We start from the raw sequence: 18,424 nt of genomic DNA on the forward strand, positions 1-18,424 counted from the left end.
CGAGCATTCGCGCGTGTGGGAAGATTGAGGGCGTGTCGAAAGTACTTGAGATCCTGACCCCGGAGGGCCTTCCGCCGCTGGCCGAAAAGCCCGGTGTCTCCTTCATCATGCCGGTCCTCAACGAGGCCGAACACATCGAGCAGGCGATCACCACGATTCTTGCGCAGGAGTATGACGGGGACAAGGAGATCGTCCTCGCCCTCGGTCCCTCGACCGACGATACGAACGCCATCATCGAGTCGATGGCCGCGCGTGATCCGCGGATCCAGACTGTCGACAATCCGCGGGCCGCGACTCCGATCGGGCTCAACCTCGCCATCGCTGCGACCCGACACCCGGTGATCATCCGCGTCGACGCGCACTCCGGACTCGGCGCCGACTACACCAGGCAGGCCATCGACACCCTGCGCGAGACGAAGGCCGCGAACTGCGGCGGGCTCATGCTCGCCCGCGGCAAGACCTCCTTCCAGAAGGCCGTGGCACGGGCATACATGTCCCCGGTCGGCCTCGGCGGTCCCGCCTACCACTCCGGCGACGAGGCGCAGGAAGCCGAATCGGCCTACCTCGGGGTCTACCGTCGGGAAGTGTTCGACCACCTCGGCGGATTCGACGAAGGCATCAAACGCGGTCAGGACTGGGAACTCAACCTGCGCATCCGCTCCGCCGGCGGCCGCATCTGGTTCAACCCGGACATGGAAGTCACGTACTGGCCGCGCGGCACCTGGTCGAAGATCGCGCAGCAGTTCTGGGCCACCGGAATCTGGCGGGCCGAACTCATCCGCCGCTACGGGTCGCAGAACTCCATCCGCTACTTCGCCCCTCCGCTGCTCGTGCTCGGCATGGGCGCGGCCGTGATCGAGACCCTGCTCCAACTGTCCGGATCGACGAAGCGGTGGCCGAAGTTCCTCCGCCGCTTCACCTCCCTCATCCACGTCCCCAGCTTCGGCTACATCGCCGGAATCCTGGCCACCGCCTCGGCGGCGAAGGACTGCGGACGACGCGAGCGATTCTGGTTCGGTATCGTCCTGCCGACCATGCACCTGTGCTGGGGCGCCGGGTTCCTCCGGGGACTCGTCACCGGAGCCGGAACGACGAAGGACAGCAGCCGATGAGCAAGAAGAAACCGAGCTGGGCCCACCGGGACCGCTACGGCCGCGGCACCAATGATCCGCTGCCGAGCGTCGATCCCGAATCCCGCGAGCGGATTCCCGTGCCCGATCGTCCCGAGCCGAAGAAATTCAACGCACCCCTGTGGGCCGGCGCCATCGTCGTCCTCCTCGTCGCGGGTGTGTTCGCGATGAACATCTTCGGCTCCGATGACCAGCTGACCGTCGATTCGCTCAACCCACCGGCCGTGGGCGCCCTCGACGGCGGATCGTCGGTGTACCCGGCGAACTCGACGCTCGCCTTCACCGAGAACGTGAAGTTCGGTTACCTGCCCGCGCCCACACTCACCGCTCTGGGCGACGGCACGATCGTGGCCGCGAACCCGGAGACCGTCGCCGAGGACATGGGCCTGAAGAAGGGCCTCGACGAGCTCGACGCGCACGAATTCCTCGACCAGACCATCAAACCGGCCCGCAAGGACACGAGTCCCGGCGATCCCATCACTTGGGATCAGATCGTCGACGAGTTCGGCGGGGACACCGTTTTCATGCCCGCCATCGACTCCGCCGATGTGGCAACCCCGGCATTGAAGACCATCACCGAGGCGGGGCTCGAGGACTCGACGCTCGTGCGCACCGATGACCCCGAGGTGGCTCGTGCCGCCGCCGATGCGGGAGTCGGCGCTATGTTCACCGGGGACTACACGGTGAGCTCGGCGGAGGACCTCGATTCCGGCGGGTACACGGCAACGGCGGTTCGCGCCGATGATGCGTCGACCTGGGCCGAAACGGACCTGGCCGTCTGGGCCACCGATGTCAAAGACAAGCAGCAGCTCGAGAAGCTCGCCGACGCCGGGGTCACCGGAGCACTGAGTGCGAACCCGTACAAGGTGCTGCCGTCCGAAGTGAAGAAGAACTGACTGCGGCCCCGAACTGAACGTGACGCTGGGGCGGACAGCCGCCTCGGCGAGAAAATGTTGACTATGACCCCGACTACGAAGGAGACGCAATGACCCAGCCCATCGGCAACCCGTCGCACATCGGAAACCTGGATGCCAGCCAGCTCGGCCCACAGCCGACCTACCTGCCCGACGACCACCCGGACGTCGACGCTCGCAAGCGCATCGACGCAGGTGAAGAGCCCATCGATGTCGCGGCCGCACTGCCGGCCTCGTCCCTGGCCTGGGCAGAACTCGCCGATGAAGCGCACCAGGAAGGCCGCCTCGTCGACGCCTATGCCTACGCCCGCGTCGGCTACCACCGTGGACTCGACGCCCTGCGCGCCGCCGGTTGGCGCGGCGCTGGACCGATCCCGTATTCGCATGAGGTCAACCGCGGATTCCTCCGTGCGCTCTACGCGCTCGGCCGTGCCGCCGGAGCGATCGGCGAAGGCGAAGAGGCCGCGCGAATCGAGGAATTCCTGCACTCCTCTGACCCGAAGGCAGTGGAAGCCATCGGCCGCGGGGAGTAGACCCGCCGCAGCTTTTTCGGACACATCGGCCTGCGTGGCGCGTGAGCAAACGCACCACGGAGGCCGATTGTGCTTGTCGGCAGGGCGGCGTAGAACTATATGAATGGGTAATGTTTCCGAGACGGTCATGACGGCAGAGCAGCGCAAGATCCTGGCGGTGATGCTCGTCCCGATGTTCATGTCGCTGCTGAGCGTCTCGATCGTCAATGTCATCCTCCCCGACATGCAGCGCTCGATCGGCGCCTCGAATTCGGCGATCCAGTGGGTGCTCTCGGGGTATACGCTCGCGTTCGGCGTGCTCCTCGTCGCAGCCGGCCGAGCCGGTGACCTCTTCGGCCGTGGTCGGCTCTTCGTCATCGGCGTCAGTGTCTTCGCCCTCGGTTCCCTCATCTCGGGACTGTCCCCGGACCCGCTCGTGCTCAACATCGCCCGTGTCGTCATGGGTCTCGGCTCCGGCCTGCTCAGCCCCCAGGGGGTGGGGATGCTCCAACAGTACTTCCATGGCCAGGTGCGCGGTCGCGCCTTCGGGATGTTCGGCACGATCGTCGGTGTCTCCGTGGGCATCGGCCCCGTGCTCGGCGGTGGACTCATCGCTGTTCTCGGCGACGAGTGGGGATGGCGTTCGGCGTTCCTCATCAACGTGCCGATCGCCCTGGCCGCAATCATCCTCGGCCGTTTCTGGCTGCCGAAGAGCGCCTGGATCGGCACCGGCACCGAGTCCGATTCGGACGGCCGACGCCGCGCCGACTTCGACCCCGTCGGACTCGTTCTGCTCGGCGTGGGCACGTTGCTGGTCATGCTGCCCTTCCTCGAGCGCAGCGCAGGTGCTTGGATCTATGCCCTCGTCCCGGTCGGCGTCGCCGTCGTCTGGCTGTGGGTGTGGTGGGAGAACCGATACTCTCGGCGAGGCGGATCACCGATGGTCGACATGCAGCTGTTCCGGACACGCAGCTTCGCCTACGGGGCGTCGCTGACGTCCATGTATTTCGTCGGTATGCCCGGCATCTGGGTCATCGTGGCGCTCTATCTGCAGAACGGTCTCGGATTCCCCGCCCTCCACGCGGGCCTCGTCGGTCTGCCTTCGGCGCTGCTCTCGGCGATCGCAGCACAGGCGGCCGGCCGTGTCGTGCTCACCTTCGGCCGGAAGATGGTCGTCTTCGGGGTCGCGATCGGTCTGACCGGGGTCGTCGCCTCGGCGCTCCTCGTGGTGGCGCATGAGGCCTGGGGGATCAGCATCTGGTGGCTGCTCCTCACACTCGGGGTCACCGGCCTCGGGCAGGGCATGGCGATCAGCCCGAACCAGACCCTCACTCTGGCCGAGGTGCCCGTCGAGTATGCGGGCAGCTCCGGTGGTGTGATGCAGACCGGGCAGCGGGTGGGCACGGCCATCGGCATCGCGATCGTCACCGCCGTGTTCTTCGTCGTCCAGCCGATGGCCGGCTACGGCGCCGCCATCGTCGCGGGCTTCGGGTTCATTGCGCTCGTCATCGTCTTCGCCGGAATCATCGGACTGGTCGATCTTGCTCGCGGTCGGGCCAAGTCCCGGCAGGAGGGGCAGCCGGTCAGGAGCTGAGCCCCGGTCCGACGACATCGTCGATTTCCGCGTCGAGGTGCTCAATCAGAACGACGAGGTGGTCCCGGTTGCGACTTAAGTGTGGCCAGATTGCTCGTCTGCTCGCAAGCAGCGGGCAATCTGGCCACACTTAACTTTCGTCAGCGGGGGAGAGGGGGCTTGTTCGTGCGGGGAGAGGCGCCCGATCGCTCGTGTCGACGAGGGTCCGCGCAAAAGCGAACCGGCGAATTCGGGCTTGGAGGAGGAGCGGCCGGGTCAGTCGCGAGATTCGGGGGCGGTCGCCTCGGCGCGTTCGATGTCCTGGGCGGCGAACACGGCGTCGAGGAGGCCGGGGAAACGGGCGTCGAGATCGTCCTTGCGCAGGGTATTCATGATCTTCGTGCCCTCATACTCCTGTCGGATCACACCAGCTTCGCGCAGTGTGCGGAAGTGGTAGGTCGCCGTGGACTTCGACACCGGCAGCTCGAAGGTCGCACACGCATGATCGCCGAAAGCGTCGTTGAGTTTGCAGGCGACGGTCCGGCGGACCGGGTCGGCGAGGGCGGCCAGGACGGTGTCGAGTCTCATCTCGTCCCTGCTGGGGTGGTCGAGTGTGCGCATCTGGATCCTCCCATCTCGCCATCGTGTCGGTTGGCGTCGGTGGATGTCGTCTGAACAGCCACCGATCACAGGTAGCGCCGTATCTCTCCATTGTACGAAATATTTGGTAGTACGAAATTCATCGTAGTAAAGTGCGAACTCGAAGTACGAAAAATCTCATACTTCCAACCGACTACTTTCGACGAGATCACGAGGTGTCATGTCTCATCTGCTGTTCGAACCGCTCACACTGCGCGGCCTGACCTTCCGCAACCGGATCTGGGTTCCGCCGATGTGCCAGTACTCCGTCGAGACTCTTGACGGGGTCCCCGCTCCTTGGCATACCGTCCACTACGGCGCCATGGCCCGGGGAGGGGCCGGCGCCGTCGTCGTCGAAGCCACCGGAGTCACACCGGAGGCGCGGATCTCGGCCAAGGATCTGGGGCTGTGGAACGACGAGCAGCGCGATGCCTTCGTTCCCGTCGTCGACTTCCTCCACTCGCAGGGCACCGCCGCCGGCATCCAGCTCGCCCACGCCGGCCGCAAGGCCTCGACGTATCCGGAATGGGGAACCGACCGCGACGGCAGCCTGCCCGTCGACGAAGGCGGTTGGCAGACCGTGGCTCCGTCCGCACTGGCCTTCGACGGCCTCGCCGAACCGCGAGCACTGACCGAAACAGAGATCGCCGAGGTGGTCGCGGCCTTCCGGTCCTCGGCCCGCCGGGCGATCGAGGCCGGGTTCGACTTCGTCGAGATCCACGCCGCACACGGTTACCTCTTCCATGAGTTCCTGTCGCCCCTGAGCAATACGCGCACCGACTCCTACGGCGGATCCTTGGAGAACCGGGCCCGACTGCTGCTCGACATCGTCGATGCCACCCGCACCGAGGTGGGCGAGGACGTTCCCGTGTTCGTGCGCCTCTCCGCGACGGACTGGACCGACGGCGGGCTCACGCTCGACGACACAGTGGAGGTCGCCGGATGGCTCAAGGAACACGGCGTCGACCTCATCGACGTCTCCTCCGGCGGCAATGTGATGGCGTCGATTCCCGTCGGCCCCGGCTACCAGACGAACCTGGCCGCCGGCGTGCGTCAGGGATCGGGGCTGCCGACCGCGGCCGTCGGCCTCATCAGCGAACCGTTCCAGGGCGAGCACATTCTGGCCACCGGCCAGGCCGATGTGATCCTCGTGGGCCGTGAGTACCTCCGCGATCCGAACTTCGCGTTGCGCGCCGCCGACGCCCTGCGCTTCGACATCGACTACCGCCCGGCTCAGTACCACCGCGCGTATAAGTGAGTTGAGGCAGAGTCGCTGGAGCGGCTCAATGCTTATACGCTGACGGCCCAGTTGAAGGTGAAAAGCTCAGATTTGAATATGGGCTCTTCACCTTCAAATGGGCCGTTGGGCGTCTGCGCGGACAGCGCCTCGCTGAGGGTGAGCGTGTGGAGATGTGGCTGAGCTCAGAACGGTCAGTTGCAGCTAGGCCAGGCCTCCGAGCCACATTCCGATCGCCGCGGCCGTCGTGGCGAAGACGAGGGTGCCGAGCGCGTTGACCAGGCCGGCGGCCCAGCGACGTTCCTGGAGAAGTCGGACCGTTTCGAAGCTCGCCGTCGAAAACGTCGTATAGCCGCCGAGGAATCCCGTGCCGAGCACCAGGTGCCAGGCTTGCGGCAGCAGGTTCGCCCCGGCCAGCCCGGTCAGCAGTCCGAGCATGAGCGATCCCGAGACATTGATGATGATCGTTCCCCACGGCAGAGCCGTGCTCATGCGGGACTTGATGAGACCGTCGATCAGCATTCGTGATGAGGCGCCGAGCCCGCCGGCGGCTGCAAGGGCGACGAAGACCAGCGGCGTCATCGGGCACCTCCTCGACGCAGCGTCGTCGCCGTGGCGATGCCGGCGAACGTGGCGAGGCCGCCGATGAGTACCGTTCCCACCGCGTAGGCAAGGCCGATGCCGGGGTTGCTCGCACCGCCCGGATCCGCGCCGAGGAGACCAGCGGTATCCGCGGCCAGCGCGCTGTACGTGGTGAACCCGCCCATGAAACCGGTGCCGACCAGGATCCGCGCTCGGCGACGCCACCCTTCATCTGGACCGCTGCGCGCCAGGGAATCCAACAGCAGGCCGAGCAGGAACGCCCCAAGGATGTTCACCGTGAGGATTGCCCACGGCACATCGCCGAGGGGCGGCAGGCTCAGGCTGATCGCCTCGCGTGCCGCAGTTCCGACTGCGCCGCCGATGAACGCGAGCCCCAAATAGGGCAGGCGGAGGTGGACCGGCCGGGTCACTGCTCGCCCTCGCCGGCTTGAGTCTCGGCAGCGGGGGAGGCGCCAGGGGTCGGCGACGTCGCAGGGGCTTCGGGGTTGCCCATGTCGTCGGTGCCTGTCGCCAGCGGAACGACGACGAGGGGGCGATGCTGGCGCCTCGACAACTGGATTGCGACCGAGCCGTTGAAGAACTCATGCAGTGAGCCGCGAACACCTGCGCGACGGACGCCGAGGATGATCATGCGGGCATCGAGCGCCTCGGCGAGCCGGTCGAGTTCCTGTGCCGGTGACCCGGCCAGCGCGCGGGTCGACCAGGCGACATTCGTGCCTTCCAGGGCGGCAGCGATGCGGTCCTGGAGTTCTGGGTCGAACTCGGTGGCCGCCTCGTCGGTGGTGTCCGGATCGATGGGCATCGAGAGCACGGAGCCGTCGGGACGAGTCTCAACGGTGTAGCGGGAGGCGTCGACATGGGCACAGACGAGCTCGGCGTCGAAATGGGCGGCGTAGTCCGCAGCGGCGACGATCACCTCGGCGGGCTGATCGGGGACGACGCCGAGGATGATGCGGGCGTGTGGCGGCCCGTCGTATATCGGATCGGGGCTGGCGGTCATGGTCTCTCCTACCTTTCGGGCTTGCTGAAGCCGGTCGAGGTAGGGACTGTTGTCGAAGGCGAACACCGAGGTTCCGCCTCCGAGGTTGGGTACGGCGAGCCCCACCGCCGTGCCGCGCAGTCGCGACACCAATATTGTGCCACAGGGCCATAGCGAAAGGGCCGTCGGATGGCCGGCATCCGAAGATGGCCGGCATCCGACGGCCCCCGCTGGGGTATCAGCGCTCGCCGAGCCTCAGCCTTCGCGGATCGTCATCCGGCTCAGTCTGTCGCCGTCGATGATGAAGGCGAATGATGATCGACCGTTGGCATGCGTCGAACGCCAATCGCCGACGACGATGACGTCGTTTCCGTCGACGGTGACCTCTTCTGGCGTGAGGATGCCGGTTGCGCCGATGAACTCCTTGTCGCTCCACGCCTTGATGGCCTCTCGGCCCTGGAACTCGCGGCCCCAGTCATCCACGACTCCGTCAGAGGTGAATGCGTCGAGGAAACCCTGGTCATCGTGAGCGTTGACGGTGTCGATGAAGCCGGCGACGGGTTCGGGAATCTGCAGATCTGACACGTGTGCTCCTGTGGTTTCGAGAGGTGGTTGTTGGATGGGTGCTCAGGGGACGGAAGTGTCGTGTCCGCCTCAGCGAGTGGTGTAGCCGCCGTTGGCGAAGATCGTCTGGCCGGTGATCCAGCTGCCTTCCGTGGCGAGGAATCGCACGATCGGTGCGATGTCTTCGATTCGGGTCAGACGGTTGCCCATGCCCTGCGATTTGTGGAACTCCACTCGTTCCGGGGTCTCCTGACCGTAGAAGAAGGGAGTGTCCATGGGCCCGGGCGCGATGGCGGTGACGGAGATGCCGCGGTCGGCATACTCCTTCGCCGCGGCTCGGGTGAAGTGCTCGACCGGACTCTTGCCGCCGGCGTAGGTCGAGTAGCCGTCGGTGAACGCGGCGAGCAGGGCGGTGACGATGGTGACGATCTTCCCATTGTCGGCAAGGTGTTTGCCTGCTTCCTTGATGAAGAAGTACGCGGCCTTCGCGTTGATGTCGAACATCGCGTCGTACTCGTCTTCGGTGGTCTCCGCAATGGGCTTGCGCAGAACCTTGCCAGTCGTGTTCACCGCGATATCGATGGGCCCCAGCGCCGAGACGGCATCGTCGAAGAGCCTCTCGACGTTGGCGGGCTTGGTGAGATCTCCGGTGAGCAGAACGCCCTTCGATCCGCTGGCCTCGACGGCCGCGAGTGTCCCTTCGGCCTCCGGGCGCGTTGGTTCCGAGTTGTAGTGGACGGCGATATCGGCTCCGGCTGCGGCGGCCTGTCGAGCGATGAGTCCGCCGAGGTTCTTCCCGCCTCCTGCGATGAGGATGGTCTTGCCTTGCAGAGTCTGTTCAGTCATGGTCTCAACCTCCGTATCGTTGTTACATCGGACTATATCGACGGTACACTATAATATAGCGATATGACAGAAGTTGAGGGAACGGATACACGGACCCGCCTGCTCGAAGCGGCCGCCGACCTCATTGCCGCGACGCCCGGAGAGGACTTCTCTCTGCGCGCTGTCTGCGACGCGGCGGGGGTCAAGATGCCCACTCTGTACCATTTCTTCGGCAACAAGCAGGGACTGGTCGAGGCCGTCGTGGAGCGTGGCTTCGACATGTATCTCTCGGCCAAATCCTCAACCGAATCCAGTGGCGACCCGATTCAGGATCTGCGTCTGGGCTGGGATGCTCACGTCGCCTTCGGCCTGGAGAATCCGGGTTTCTACACCCTCATGTACGGCAAGGTCAGGCCAGGCTATTCACCTGAGGCGCAGTCGAAGCCGAGCGAGATTCTGCGCGGTCTGACGCTCAAAGCGGAACAGGATGGACGGCTCGTCGTTGGCCACGAGCAGGCGGCCGCTCATGTGCTCGCCACGAATATCGGCGTCACCCTGCGACTGGTCATTCAAGGCAAAAACGATCCCGAACTTTCGGCAGGCGTCCGTGAAGGCGTCCTCGCCGCCATCACCGGAACCGGACAGAGCGAACCGGGCGACGGTCGTCTGGGTCATGCTGTCATCGAACGTGCTGCGGCGAATCCGGACATCCTGGGCGAAACGGAGACTCAGCTCCTCATCCAATGGATCGGCCGCCTCGGCGAGGTCTGAAAACGGTCGCCGAACAGGCGGCCGCGCCCGCCTGTTCGGCCGAGGCGGGGTCGTCGGTTCGGGAGCGCTCGGACGTCGTGGTCGGGCGAGGTCGGAGCCGCCTCGGCGAAGGTGTCGTCCTGGTGATCAGCGCTCTGCGCGGTAGCGGTCGACGGCACGGCGGAGGCGCTGCAGGCCATCGTCGATGCGGTCTGGAGCCGCCGAGGCGAAGCACAGGCGCAACGCGTTCGAGAAGTTCCCGGCCGGCGAGAACGCAGGACCGGGAATGTAGGCCACACCTTCCTCGAGCGCGGTGGTCATGAGGTCTTCGGTGTTGATGGATTCGTCCTCGAAGGTCACCCACAGGAAGAATCCGCCGTCGGGATCGGTGGCTCGGATCTCTCCGGGGAAGAGCCTCTCCAGTCCTTCTGACATCGCAATCTTCCGCTCGCGGTAGGCCGTGCGCAGGACCTCGACGTGCGAGTCGGCGCCGCCTTCGGCCAGCCACCGGGCGATGAGGTGCTGGTTGGGGACGGGGGCGCAGGAGTCCATCGTCTGCTTGGCGTTGACAGCGAGCTCGCGGACCTCGGGATCGACGTCGATCCAGCCGACCCGCAGACCCGGGGCGACGAATTTCGAGAACGTACGCACCCCGAAGATGAGGGGATCGTTCGGGCTGAGGTCGCTCAGCGCGGGCAGGGACTGACCTTCGAAGCGCAGCATCCCGTACGGATTGTCCTCGATGATCACCGACCGGTGGCGGTGGGCGAATTCGAGGAGGCGCTCGCGACGCGGCAGCGACATGGTCACGCCAGCGGGGTTCTGGAAGGTCGGGACGGTGTAGATGACCTTCGGGGCGCGCCCGGTGCGCTGTGTGCGCTCCTCGAGGACGTCGATCTGCATGCCTTCTTCGTCGACGGGGATCTCGAGGATCTCCGCCTCATAGCTCATGGCCGTCGCCGAACCGTTCGTATAGGTCGGCGACTCACAGGCGACGAGGTCACCGGGGGTGACGAAGAGTTTGAACCCGAGATCGAGTCCCTGCATGCCGCCGGAGGTGATGAGGAGACGGTCGCGGTTCCCCTGCTGTTCGGGCGGGATCTGTTCGGTGGCGGCGAGGTAGTCGTGGAGGGCTTCGATGAGGATGGGCTCGCCCTTCGTCTCCCCGTAGGTGAAGTTCTCCGGAGAGAAGACGTCCGAGGCGATGCGGGCGAAGTCCGCGGCCGGGAGCATGTCCGGTGCCGGCGCACCCATGCCGAACTTGACGATGTCATGGTGATATTGGGCGAGCACCGTGGTGGAGGCATCGATGACGGAGCCGACGAGCTGATCGCGGCGGCGGGCGTAGGGCAGCGCGGGGGACTGCGACTGGTTCTCGGGCTGGTTCTGCGAAGCACTCGTGGCCGGATGCATTGACGTGGTGGACATGAGCGACCTCCTCTGAGCGGTGATGCCCTGAAGTCGACGGCTCCGGCGACAATGCCAAGGCTCCTGCCCGAACGACGGTGTACGTGGGTCACTTCAGCATAGGGGTGGGGGACGTGGCGGACAAGGATGCTGATCCCCTGCGATTTCGGGCGAGTCGTCGATCAGGTCGGTCCTCCCTCGCCGAGGCGGCTCTACAGTGGGGACATGACAGGCAACGGAGTCGACGCCAACAGCACTTTCGCCATGCGAGAGGCCGACCTGGCCGCACAGTTCACAGCGTTCATCGACGAACACCGACAGCATCTGCTCGGGACCCTCGACGACCTGAGCGAAGACGAAGCGAGGCGATCCCTGGTACCGAGCAGAACCCGCCTGCTGTCTCTGCTCAAACATGCGGTGTTCGTCGAAACAGTCTGGTTCGGTGAAGCAGTCACCGGTCGGAGCCGGGTCGACTACGGGCTGCCTCACGACTCAAAAGACTCCTTCCTCCTCGACTCCTCGGACACGATCGCCAGCGTCTCGGCTGACTACCAGGCCGCCGTGGAGCGCTCGCATTCGGCGATCGAGGGGATGGACCTCGATTCCGTGCTCACCGGTCATCGGGCCGGGCCGATGCCGCTGCGATGGGTGCTTCTCCATGTCCTGCGGGAGCTCGCCCAGCACTGCGGTCACGCGGATATCCTCCGCGAGCAGATCCTCGCTGAACGGGGGAGACGCGGCGGCTGGTCCGGGATCGCGCGCTAGGGAAGGACCTCCTCGGCGAGTCGGGGTGGTGCGTGACGGCGGAGCCGCCTCGGCGATCTGACGCTCCCGAGTGAGTACGGTCCCGTGGGCGAGCGCCGCGGCGGGCATCGTCTGCGCGGATCAGCCCTGAGTATGATGTGAGTCCGGCGGCGCAGAACTACCATGGCCGACATGAGCAATCGATCGATCCGGACCGAGGGCCACCGCCCGGAGCCGCAGCAGCGCACCCCCGACCGCGTCGACCGCATCCGTCGCACCCTCACCGCTCATCCTTGGATCGTCGACTCACTGCTCTGGGCTCTGCCGATCACTTATCTGACTGTCGTCTTCACCTCCTCCCAGGCCGAGCGGAGCGAGATCGCCTTGGTGCCCGTGGCAGTGCAGGTCGGCATCGTTCTGCTCCAGACGCTGCCGCTGGGACTGCGACGCACTGCCCCGCTGCTGAGCTCTTCGCTCATCGCCGTCGGCTGCCTGCTGACCGTGCTCACGATGATGGGACCGACCTTCGGCATCGTCGCCGTGCCGATCACCGTGTATTCGACTACAGCGTGGGGGACGCGCAACCACGGTCGCATCGTGCTCGTCCTGGGCCTCCTCGGCGCACTCTTCCTGGGCGGGTGGCTCTACCTCGTGTCCCTGCAGGCGACGATCGGGGCGAACCCGCGACCCCTGGCATTCGGTGAGTACGTGCTGCTGGTCGTCCTCGTGGCACTGTGCGCGTCGATCGTGCTCATCGCCTGGCTGTTGGGCGGAGTCGGATTCCGTCGCCGCCGCGAGATCGAGGACATCCGCGAGCGCAACCGCCTGCTGGAGCGCGAACGCGAATCCGAGACCCGGCTGGCCGCCGATGCCGAACGCATGCGCATCGCCCGCGAAATGCATGATGTCATCGCCCATTCCCTGTCCGTCGTCATCGCCCAAGCCGACGGAGGACGCTATGCGGCGAAGACCGATCCGGCCGTCGCGGTCGGAGCCCTCGAGACCATCGCACAGACCGGACGGGAAGCCTTGGCACAGACGCGGTCGCTGCTCGGCTTCCTCCGCGCCGAGGAGGACGACGAGCGCTCTTCGTCGCCGCTGCCCGGCGTCGCCGACATCGGCTCCCTCATCGCCGATGTGCGATCGGCGGGGCTTCCGGTCTCGGTGACCGAACTGGATGACGTCGACCGCGGCCGCTTGGCCGAAGGAGCGTCGCTCGCCGTCTACCGCATCGTTCAGGAGGCGCTGACGAATGTGCTCAAACATGCCGGGGACGGTGCCCGGGCACATGTCGAGCTGCTGACCGAGGACGCAGAGCTCGTCGCCCGGATCAGCGACAACGGAACCGGAAACGCGACAGGCCGCAGGAGCGGAGAAGCCGACAGCCACGGAGCCGACGATCCGGCACGGAATGCGACCCACGGCCGTGGATACGGAATCGTCGGCATGCAGGAACGCGCTGCGCTCTACGGCGGAACGCTCATGGCCCGGCCGATCCGTTCGACCGGAGTGAAGGACCGGTCCGAAGGGCACACCGATGCGAAGCCCGGGTTCTCCTCCGGCGCGGTCATGATAAGCGCCTTCGGAACGACCACGGGATTCCTCGTCGAGGCCAGGTTGCCGCTGTCCGCTCCCGTGCCCAGTCCCGAACCCGAAGCCGATCCCAGCGTCACTCCGGGCGCCAGCCCCCATGATCCGTCCGACCATGGGGAGAATGGGTCTGCCGGAACCGGGCAGATGGCCGCAGCAGGGCAGACCGCCGAGGCGGGAGAGAATCAGATCGCCGAAATCGAGGAGAGCAGCCGATGAGCGCCGATGGCGAGGCGACCGTGCACGGTCGGACCGATGCTCGGGCGAGCGGGCCGCTGCGCGTCGTCCTCGTCGATGATCAGGCCCTCGTGAGGGCGGGCTTCGCCATGGTCATCGATTCCCAGCCGGACCTCACCGTCGTCGGACAGGCCGGCGACGGTGCGGCAGGTCTCGACATCGTCGTGCAAGATCAACCCGATGTCGTGCTCATGGACGTTCGGATGCCCCGTATCGACGGCATCGAAGCGACCCAGCGGATCCTCGCTCTCGCCGACGATGGGGCGATCCGTCCCCCGAAGATCATCGTGCTGACCACCTTCGACGATGACGATTACGCCCTGCGTGCGCTGCGGGCCGGTGCGTCAGGCTTTCTGCTCAAAGACACCCTGCCCGAGGTGCTCCTCGAGTCGATCCGCACCGTCGTCGACGGCGGTGCCGTCATCGCTCCCACCACCACCAGGCGACTGCTCGAGACACGACTCCTGCCCCACCTCGGCGCGGGGGATCCGCCCCATTCGGCTCCGCAGTCGGAGGCCTCGGAAACCGATGCGACATCGGCCGGGGGCGTTGCGCCCACCCTGCCCGGGGACGGTGAGTCTGCATCATCCGAGGGCAGCGCCTCTGCACTGAGCGAACGGGGGATGCAGAGCAACGGTAGCGCGGATGCGTCCCGACGGGCCGGTGCGAGCCGTCTCGACGCGGCCGATATGCGTCGGTTGGAGTCACTGACTCAGCGCGAGACCGAGGTTCTCGTGCTCATTGCCACCGGGCTGAGCAACACCGAGATCGGCGAGCGGCTCTTTCTCGCCCAGCCGACCGTGAAGACCCACGTCGGTCGGATCCTCATGAAGCTCGAGGCCCGCGACCGTGTGCAGGCCGTCGTGTTCGCCTACGAAGCCGGTCTCGTCGGGGCAGGGGACTGAGCCGGAAGCATCTCGCACGCGCCCGGGCTGACCGCTCGAGACCGGTTCATCGTCGGCGAGCAAGGTCGCTCTAGGGAATCCGAGATCATCCTCAGGTATGACGGTCGGGCCACGGCCGCCTCGGCGACCTGCAGCGAAGACCATCCTCAGGTCCGATGTGGGCGGGTGGGGTCGGCGACGAAGCTGGAGGCATGAACACATCAGCGACATACACCGATGCCCATCCGTCCCAGACTCCGCCTCCGAACCCAGCACAGGGCCCGACCCCGGGTCAGGGTGCGAATTCCGCACCGAGGCTGGCCATCCAAGCCATCGGACTGCGCAAGACCTACGGAAAAGGGGACGCGCAGGTCAGGCCGCTCGACGACCTCAGCCTCGACATCGAAGCCGAACGCTTCACCGCCATCATGGGACCGTCCGGCTCAGGCAAATCGACGCTGCTCAACATGCTCGCCGGCCTCGACATCCCGGACTCGGGAGAGGTCTTCATCGGACGCACGGCGATCTCACGGCTGAACGACCGCAAGCTCACGGCGCTGCGCCGCGACCGCATCGGCTTCGTCTTCCAGTCCTTCAACCTCGTGCCCGCGATGAGTGCCGAGGAGAACATCTTGCTGCCCTCCCAGCTGTCGGGGCAGAAGACCGACCGCCGCATCTTCGACCGCATGGTCGACCTGCTCGGTCTGCGCGAGCGCCTGGGACACCGGCCGCACGAGCTCTCCGGCGGACAGCAGCAGAGAGTCGCCGTCGCTCGGGCACTCGTCGCCCAGCCCGATGTGCTCGTAGCCGACGAGCCCACCGGCAACCTCGACTCGAACTCCGGTGAAGAGGTGCTGAACATCCTGCGCGCCTCGGTCGATGAACTCGGTCAGACCGTCGTCATGGTCACCCACGATCCCCGGGCTGCAGCCCGTGCCGACCGTGTCGTGCTGCTCGCCGACGGACGGCTGGCCGGTGAGCTCGCCCAACCGGATCCGGAGTCCGTGGCCGCAGCGCTCATGAATGTCACGGCAGGCTCGGCAGCTTCGGGAGCAGCACCTGCCGGCCAGTCGGCCGGCGGTTCGGCCGGGCCCGGGTCTGCAGCCGCAACAGTGCCGACGGACGGAGGTGCGCGATGATCCGCATCGCCTGGTCCAACCTCCGCAGCGCCTCCGGTCGTCTGAGTGCGGCGATGATCGCGATCGCCGTGTCCGTGGCCTTCATCGTCGCGGCGCTCCTGTTCTCCCAGGCGTTCGGCGACACCCTGCGCAATCAGGTCCGCGCCGAATGGGCCGGTGCCGACGTCGCCATCACCGCGGCCGCATCCGAGGACCCGGCCGCTGCAGCCGATGAGGCTTCACCGCTCACCGAGACCATGCGTCAGACGGTGGCCGACGTCGAAGGGGTCGAGTCCGCCCAGCTCACCCAGTCCGCTTTCGTCGCTGTCGAGGCCGGGTCCACCTCGGTGACGGGGTCGGCCACGAACCTCCCACAGGGACAGGTCGACACCGTGGACGGCTCCGTCCCGGACTCGGATGACGAACTCATGCTCCGCGAAGCCGATGCGAAGACCCTTGGGGTCGGCGTCGGTGACACCATCACCCTCGGCGAATTCGACGGGCCGGGACATTCCGCCGCCGACGGCCCGAGCTACACCGTCTCGGGCGTCATGCCCGGCTCCTCCTCGGCGGGGATGAACCTCTACCTCACCGACGACGGGCTGGCCACGGCTCCGGGCGAGCTCGTGCCCGACTCCATCCGCGTCGTCGCCGACGATGGGAGCGATCGCGCAGGGCTCGCCGAGGCGGTCGAATCCGCTCTCGCCGATGCCGGCGCCGACGTGTCGGTCCGGACCGTTGACCAGGTCGTCGAGGAGCAGATCGAGTCGCTGTCGAAGACCTCCGACATGCTCTCGACCATCGGCATCGCCTTCGGCCTGCTGGCCGCGGGGGTCGCGGCACTCGTCATCTCGAACACGTTCAACGTCCTCGTCGCCTCCCGCACAAGAGTCCTCGCGCTCTTCCGCGCAATCGGTGCCTCACGCAGGCAGGTGCGCGCGGCCGCGGTGGTGGAGAGCCTCAGCCTCGGGATCGTCGGATCCGTGCTGGGCGTCGGACTCGGTCTCCTCATCGGTTGGGGACTCTCAACCGTGGTCCGAGCGTTCTGGATGCCGGAATTCGCCCAGATGTCACCGTCCGTCTCGGCGTTCGTCGTCGGGCCCGTCGTCGGCATCCTCGTCACCCTCGCGGCAGGGTTGATCCCCGCGATCCGGGCCTCCCGGGTGTCCCCGATCGAGGCACTCCGACCGGTCGATGTGCCTGCGGCTGCCCCGCGCATCCGGTGGGTGCGACTGAGCCTGTCGCTTGTGCTCGGCATCGGCGGAATCGGTCTGTGCCTGCTCGGGACTACGAGCCAGTCCGTACTGTTCGGCATCGTCGGCTGCTTCGCGCTCTTCGTCGCTCTCCTCGTCGGTGCGAAGATCTTCGTGCCGCCATTGGTGGCGCTGTTCGCCGCCGCAGTCGGCCTCCTCACCCGGCGCTCGCCGGCGGTGAAGCTGGCCGGACGGTCGGCGAGCACAGCGGGAGGACGCACCGCCTCGACGACGGGTGCCCTTCTCATCGGAATCACCCTCGTAACAGCCGTGGTCGTCGGTTCCTCGAGCCTGCAGCGAACCCTCGAACTCGCCACTGCCGAGGACACCCCGGTCGACCTCGTGGTCTCCACGGCAGGGCAGGACGGTGCCGACGACGCGAAGATCGCCTCCGTGCTCGATGATTCGCCGATCGTCGAGGAACGCGAGAACGTTTCGGCGCCCACCGCCTCGGTGAGCGTCGGCGGGACCGACGGCTCAGGTGATGTGGCGATCACCAGCGCCGAGGCGGCCGCCGACTCCCCGGTCCTGCGCAGCGACGGCTATGACGTCGATGAGGGCACGATCCTCCTCGACCCGACGTCGGTGGGACTCGACGAGGAGGATTCTGATGTCGACGGTCAGAGCGCGACCGTCCGCCTCGGCGATCAGAATCTCGATCTGACGATCGAGACCTCCTACGACGTCCCCGCGGGGACGGCCCTGGTCAGCGGTGCCGACGCGAAGACCCTCGAGGGGCCTGGCGGCAGTGCGGCCGGCGACACGGCTACCGAACAGACGTGGGCGAAGATCGCCGATGACGCATCGAGCTCGCAGATCGAGGCCCTGACCTCCGAACTCGACGCCGTCGGTGCCTCAGCCGATGCGACTGCGGCACAATATCGGGCAGATTTCGCCTCGATATTCCAGGTCGCTCTGAGCGTGGTGCTCGGACTGCTGGCGGCCGCGGTGGTCATCGCCGTGATCGGAGTGAGCAACACACTTACGCTCTCGGTCATCGAACGACGCCGAGAGGGTGCCCTGCTGCGGGCGCTGGGATTCACCCGAGCTGCGATGTCGCGGATGATCACGATCGAATCGCTGCTCATGACGCTCATCGCACTGATCGTCGGAGCCGGGGTCGGGACGTTCTTCGGCTGGGTCGGAACGGCATCGATAATGCCTGCCTCGGCGAATCCGGTGCTGTTCGTGCCGTGGACGCAGATCGGGCTGATCGTCGTCGCTGCAGTGCTCGCCGCCGTTCTCGCCTCGGCGATACCGGCGAGGTCGATGTCGCGGATCGCCCCGGCCAAGGGGATGAGCATGGAGTGAGACCGGGGTCGGGTCTCGGTGCGGCCGCGGGTGGGAGCTTTGGGTCTCCTGCCCGCGGCCGCCTCGGTGAGGGAATGCTCCCGATGGCGGCTGTGTCGGTGTGACCCAGTAGACTTGGGGAGTAATGACATCCCCTTTTCACTTCGAGGTGAAG

18 protein-coding genes are annotated in these 18,424 nt (G+C 66.5%); 11 read left to right on the forward strand and 7 right to left on the reverse strand.

Annotation, left to right across the window (positions count from 1 at the left end):
* Window positions 1–32 precede the first annotated feature (32 nt).
* The 4 genes from HK108_RS14085 to HK108_RS14100 all read left to right on the forward strand — a co-directional run bounded on the left by HK108_RS14085 (window position 33) and on the right by HK108_RS14100 (window position 4,150).
* Entirely contained in the window at window positions 33–1,112 is a 1,080-nt protein-coding gene (locus HK108_RS14085) for a glycosyltransferase family 2 protein (protein ID WP_229664165.1), read from the forward strand.
* A complete protein-coding gene (locus HK108_RS14090; protein ID WP_229664164.1) occupies window positions 1,109–2,026 on the forward strand; it encodes a hypothetical protein in 918 nt (305 codons plus the stop codon). The genes HK108_RS14085 and HK108_RS14090 overlap by 4 nt, the downstream gene beginning before the upstream one ends.
* Window positions 2,027–2,115: 89 nt before the next feature.
* On the forward strand, window positions 2,116–2,577 hold the full coding sequence (locus HK108_RS14095) for a DUF3151 domain-containing protein (protein WP_139469889.1): 462 nt from the start codon (window positions 2,116–2,118) through the stop codon (window positions 2,575–2,577).
* A gap of 103 nt (window positions 2,578–2,680) precedes the next feature.
* The gene (locus HK108_RS14100) at window positions 2,681–4,150 is read left to right on the forward strand and encodes an MFS transporter (protein ID WP_181271971.1); all 1,470 of its coding nucleotides are present in this window, start codon (window positions 2,681–2,683) and stop codon (window positions 4,148–4,150) included.
* Between the two features lie 255 nt (window positions 4,151–4,405).
* On the opposite strand, the gene HK108_RS14105 is transcribed toward HK108_RS14100, so the two are convergent.
* On the reverse strand, window positions 4,406–4,750 hold the full coding sequence (locus HK108_RS14105) for an ArsR/SmtB family transcription factor (RefSeq protein WP_139469891.1): 345 nt from the start codon (window positions 4,748–4,750) through the stop codon (window positions 4,406–4,408).
* 199 nt (window positions 4,751–4,949) lie between these two features.
* Between HK108_RS14105 and HK108_RS14110 the strand changes: the two genes are divergently transcribed.
* Window positions 4,950–6,026 carry an NADH:flavin oxidoreductase/NADH oxidase gene (locus HK108_RS14110; RefSeq protein WP_181271972.1) on the forward strand — a complete coding sequence of 359 codons (1,077 nt, stop codon included), beginning with the start codon at window positions 4,950–4,952 and terminating at the stop codon, window positions 6,024–6,026.
* 183 nt (window positions 6,027–6,209) lie between these two features.
* Here the strand turns inward: HK108_RS14110 and crcB are convergent, their stop codons facing one another.
* The 5 genes from crcB to HK108_RS14135 all read right to left on the reverse strand — a co-directional run bounded on the left by crcB (window position 6,210) and on the right by HK108_RS14135 (window position 8,997).
* The gene (gene crcB, locus HK108_RS14115; RefSeq protein ID WP_181271973.1) at window positions 6,210–6,587 is read right to left on the reverse strand and encodes a fluoride efflux transporter CrcB; all 378 of its coding nucleotides are present in this window, start codon (window positions 6,585–6,587) and stop codon (window positions 6,210–6,212) included.
* The gene (locus tag HK108_RS14120) at window positions 6,584–7,018 is read right to left on the reverse strand and encodes a fluoride efflux transporter FluC (RefSeq protein ID WP_181271974.1); all 435 of its coding nucleotides are present in this window, start codon (window positions 7,016–7,018) and stop codon (window positions 6,584–6,586) included. The genes crcB and HK108_RS14120 overlap by 4 nt, the downstream gene beginning before the upstream one ends.
* A complete protein-coding gene (locus tag HK108_RS14125) occupies window positions 7,015–7,608 on the reverse strand; it encodes a universal stress protein (RefSeq protein ID WP_181271975.1) in 594 nt (197 codons plus the stop codon). Before HK108_RS14125 ends, HK108_RS14120 begins: the two co-directional genes overlap by 4 nt.
* A gap of 234 nt (window positions 7,609–7,842) precedes the next feature.
* Window positions 7,843–8,172: a nuclear transport factor 2 family protein gene (locus HK108_RS14130; protein WP_181271976.1), complete on the reverse strand. Its 330-nt coding sequence runs from the start codon at window positions 8,170–8,172 to the stop codon at window positions 7,843–7,845.
* A gap of 69 nt (window positions 8,173–8,241) precedes the next feature.
* On the reverse strand, window positions 8,242–8,997 hold the full coding sequence (locus tag HK108_RS14135; RefSeq protein ID WP_181271977.1) for an SDR family oxidoreductase: 756 nt from the start codon (window positions 8,995–8,997) through the stop codon (window positions 8,242–8,244).
* Window positions 8,998–9,060: 63 nt separating this feature from the next.
* Between HK108_RS14135 and HK108_RS14140 the strand changes: the two genes are divergently transcribed.
* Window positions 9,061–9,747 carry a TetR/AcrR family transcriptional regulator gene (locus HK108_RS14140; RefSeq protein WP_181271978.1) on the forward strand — a complete coding sequence of 229 codons (687 nt, stop codon included), beginning with the start codon at window positions 9,061–9,063 and terminating at the stop codon, window positions 9,745–9,747.
* 126 nt (window positions 9,748–9,873) lie between these two features.
* Here the strand turns inward: HK108_RS14140 and HK108_RS14145 are convergent, their stop codons facing one another.
* Window positions 9,874–11,154: an aminotransferase-like domain-containing protein gene (locus HK108_RS14145; RefSeq protein WP_229664163.1), complete on the reverse strand. Its 1,281-nt coding sequence runs from the start codon at window positions 11,152–11,154 to the stop codon at window positions 9,874–9,876.
* Between the two features lie 204 nt (window positions 11,155–11,358).
* Here HK108_RS14145 and HK108_RS14150 point away from each other — a divergent pair, with 204 nt between their 5' ends.
* The 5 genes from HK108_RS14150 to HK108_RS14170 all read left to right on the forward strand — a co-directional run bounded on the left by HK108_RS14150 (window position 11,359) and on the right by HK108_RS14170 (window position 18,270).
* Window positions 11,359–11,898 (forward strand): DinB family protein, encoded by a 540-nt coding sequence (locus HK108_RS14150; protein WP_229664162.1) that lies wholly within the window; start codon window positions 11,359–11,361, stop codon window positions 11,896–11,898.
* 171 nt (window positions 11,899–12,069) lie between these two features.
* Window positions 12,070–13,686, forward strand: coding sequence for a sensor histidine kinase (locus HK108_RS14155; RefSeq protein WP_181271979.1), 1,617 nt, complete (start codon window positions 12,070–12,072; stop codon window positions 13,684–13,686).
* Window positions 13,683–14,609, forward strand: a complete 927-nt coding sequence (locus HK108_RS14160; RefSeq protein ID WP_181271980.1) for a response regulator transcription factor — start codon at window positions 13,683–13,685, stop codon at window positions 14,607–14,609. Before HK108_RS14155 ends, HK108_RS14160 begins: the two co-directional genes overlap by 4 nt.
* 191 nt (window positions 14,610–14,800) lie before the next feature.
* Entirely contained in the window at window positions 14,801–15,727 is a 927-nt protein-coding gene (locus HK108_RS14165; protein ID WP_181271981.1) for an ABC transporter ATP-binding protein, read from the forward strand.
* Window positions 15,724–18,270 (forward strand): ABC transporter permease, encoded by a 2,547-nt coding sequence (locus tag HK108_RS14170; RefSeq protein WP_181271982.1) that lies wholly within the window; start codon window positions 15,724–15,726, stop codon window positions 18,268–18,270. The genes HK108_RS14165 and HK108_RS14170 overlap by 4 nt, the downstream gene beginning before the upstream one ends.
* Window positions 18,271–18,424 lie beyond the last annotated feature (154 nt).

This window comes from Brevibacterium sediminis, assembly GCF_013623905.1.
Lineage (GTDB): Bacteria > Actinomycetota > Actinomycetes > Actinomycetales > Brevibacteriaceae > Brevibacterium > Brevibacterium sediminis.

What these genes read in the sequence shown, in the direction of transcription:
- HK108_RS14090 (WP_229664164.1), top strand. Translation starts at nt 1,109, where the DNA reads ATGAGCAAGAAGAAACCGAGCTGGGCCCACCGGGACCGCTACGGCCGC.
- HK108_RS14095 (WP_139469889.1), top strand. Translation starts at nt 2,116, where the DNA reads ATGACCCAGCCCATCGGCAACCCGTCGCACATCGGAAACCTGGATGCC.
- HK108_RS14100 (WP_181271971.1), top strand. Translation starts at nt 2,681, where the DNA reads ATGGGTAATGTTTCCGAGACGGTCATGACGGCAGAGCAGCGCAAGATC.
- HK108_RS14105 (WP_139469891.1), bottom strand. Translation starts at nt 4,750, where the DNA reads ATGCGCACACTCGACCACCCCAGCAGGGACGAGATGAGACTCGACACC.
- HK108_RS14110 (WP_181271972.1), top strand. Translation starts at nt 4,950, where the DNA reads ATGTCTCATCTGCTGTTCGAACCGCTCACACTGCGCGGCCTGACCTTC.
- crcB (WP_181271973.1), bottom strand. Translation starts at nt 6,587, where the DNA reads ATGACGCCGCTGGTCTTCGTCGCCCTTGCAGCCGCCGGCGGGCTCGGC.
- HK108_RS14125 (WP_181271975.1), bottom strand. Translation starts at nt 7,608, where the DNA reads ATGACCGCCAGCCCCGATCCGATATACGACGGGCCGCCACACGCCCGC.
- HK108_RS14135 (WP_181271977.1), bottom strand. Translation starts at nt 8,997, where the DNA reads ATGACTGAACAGACTCTGCAAGGCAAGACCATCCTCATCGCAGGAGGC.
- HK108_RS14140 (WP_181271978.1), top strand. Translation starts at nt 9,061, where the DNA reads ATGACAGAAGTTGAGGGAACGGATACACGGACCCGCCTGCTCGAAGCG.
- HK108_RS14145 (WP_229664163.1), bottom strand. Translation starts at nt 11,154, where the DNA reads ATGTCCACCACGTCAATGCATCCGGCCACGAGTGCTTCGCAGAACCAG.
- HK108_RS14150 (WP_229664162.1), top strand. Translation starts at nt 11,359, where the DNA reads ATGACAGGCAACGGAGTCGACGCCAACAGCACTTTCGCCATGCGAGAG.
- HK108_RS14155 (WP_181271979.1), top strand. Translation starts at nt 12,070, where the DNA reads ATGAGCAATCGATCGATCCGGACCGAGGGCCACCGCCCGGAGCCGCAG.
- HK108_RS14160 (WP_181271980.1), top strand. Translation starts at nt 13,683, where the DNA reads ATGAGCGCCGATGGCGAGGCGACCGTGCACGGTCGGACCGATGCTCGG.
- HK108_RS14165 (WP_181271981.1), top strand. Translation starts at nt 14,801, where the DNA reads ATGAACACATCAGCGACATACACCGATGCCCATCCGTCCCAGACTCCG.
- HK108_RS14170 (WP_181271982.1), top strand. Translation starts at nt 15,724, where the DNA reads ATGATCCGCATCGCCTGGTCCAACCTCCGCAGCGCCTCCGGTCGTCTG.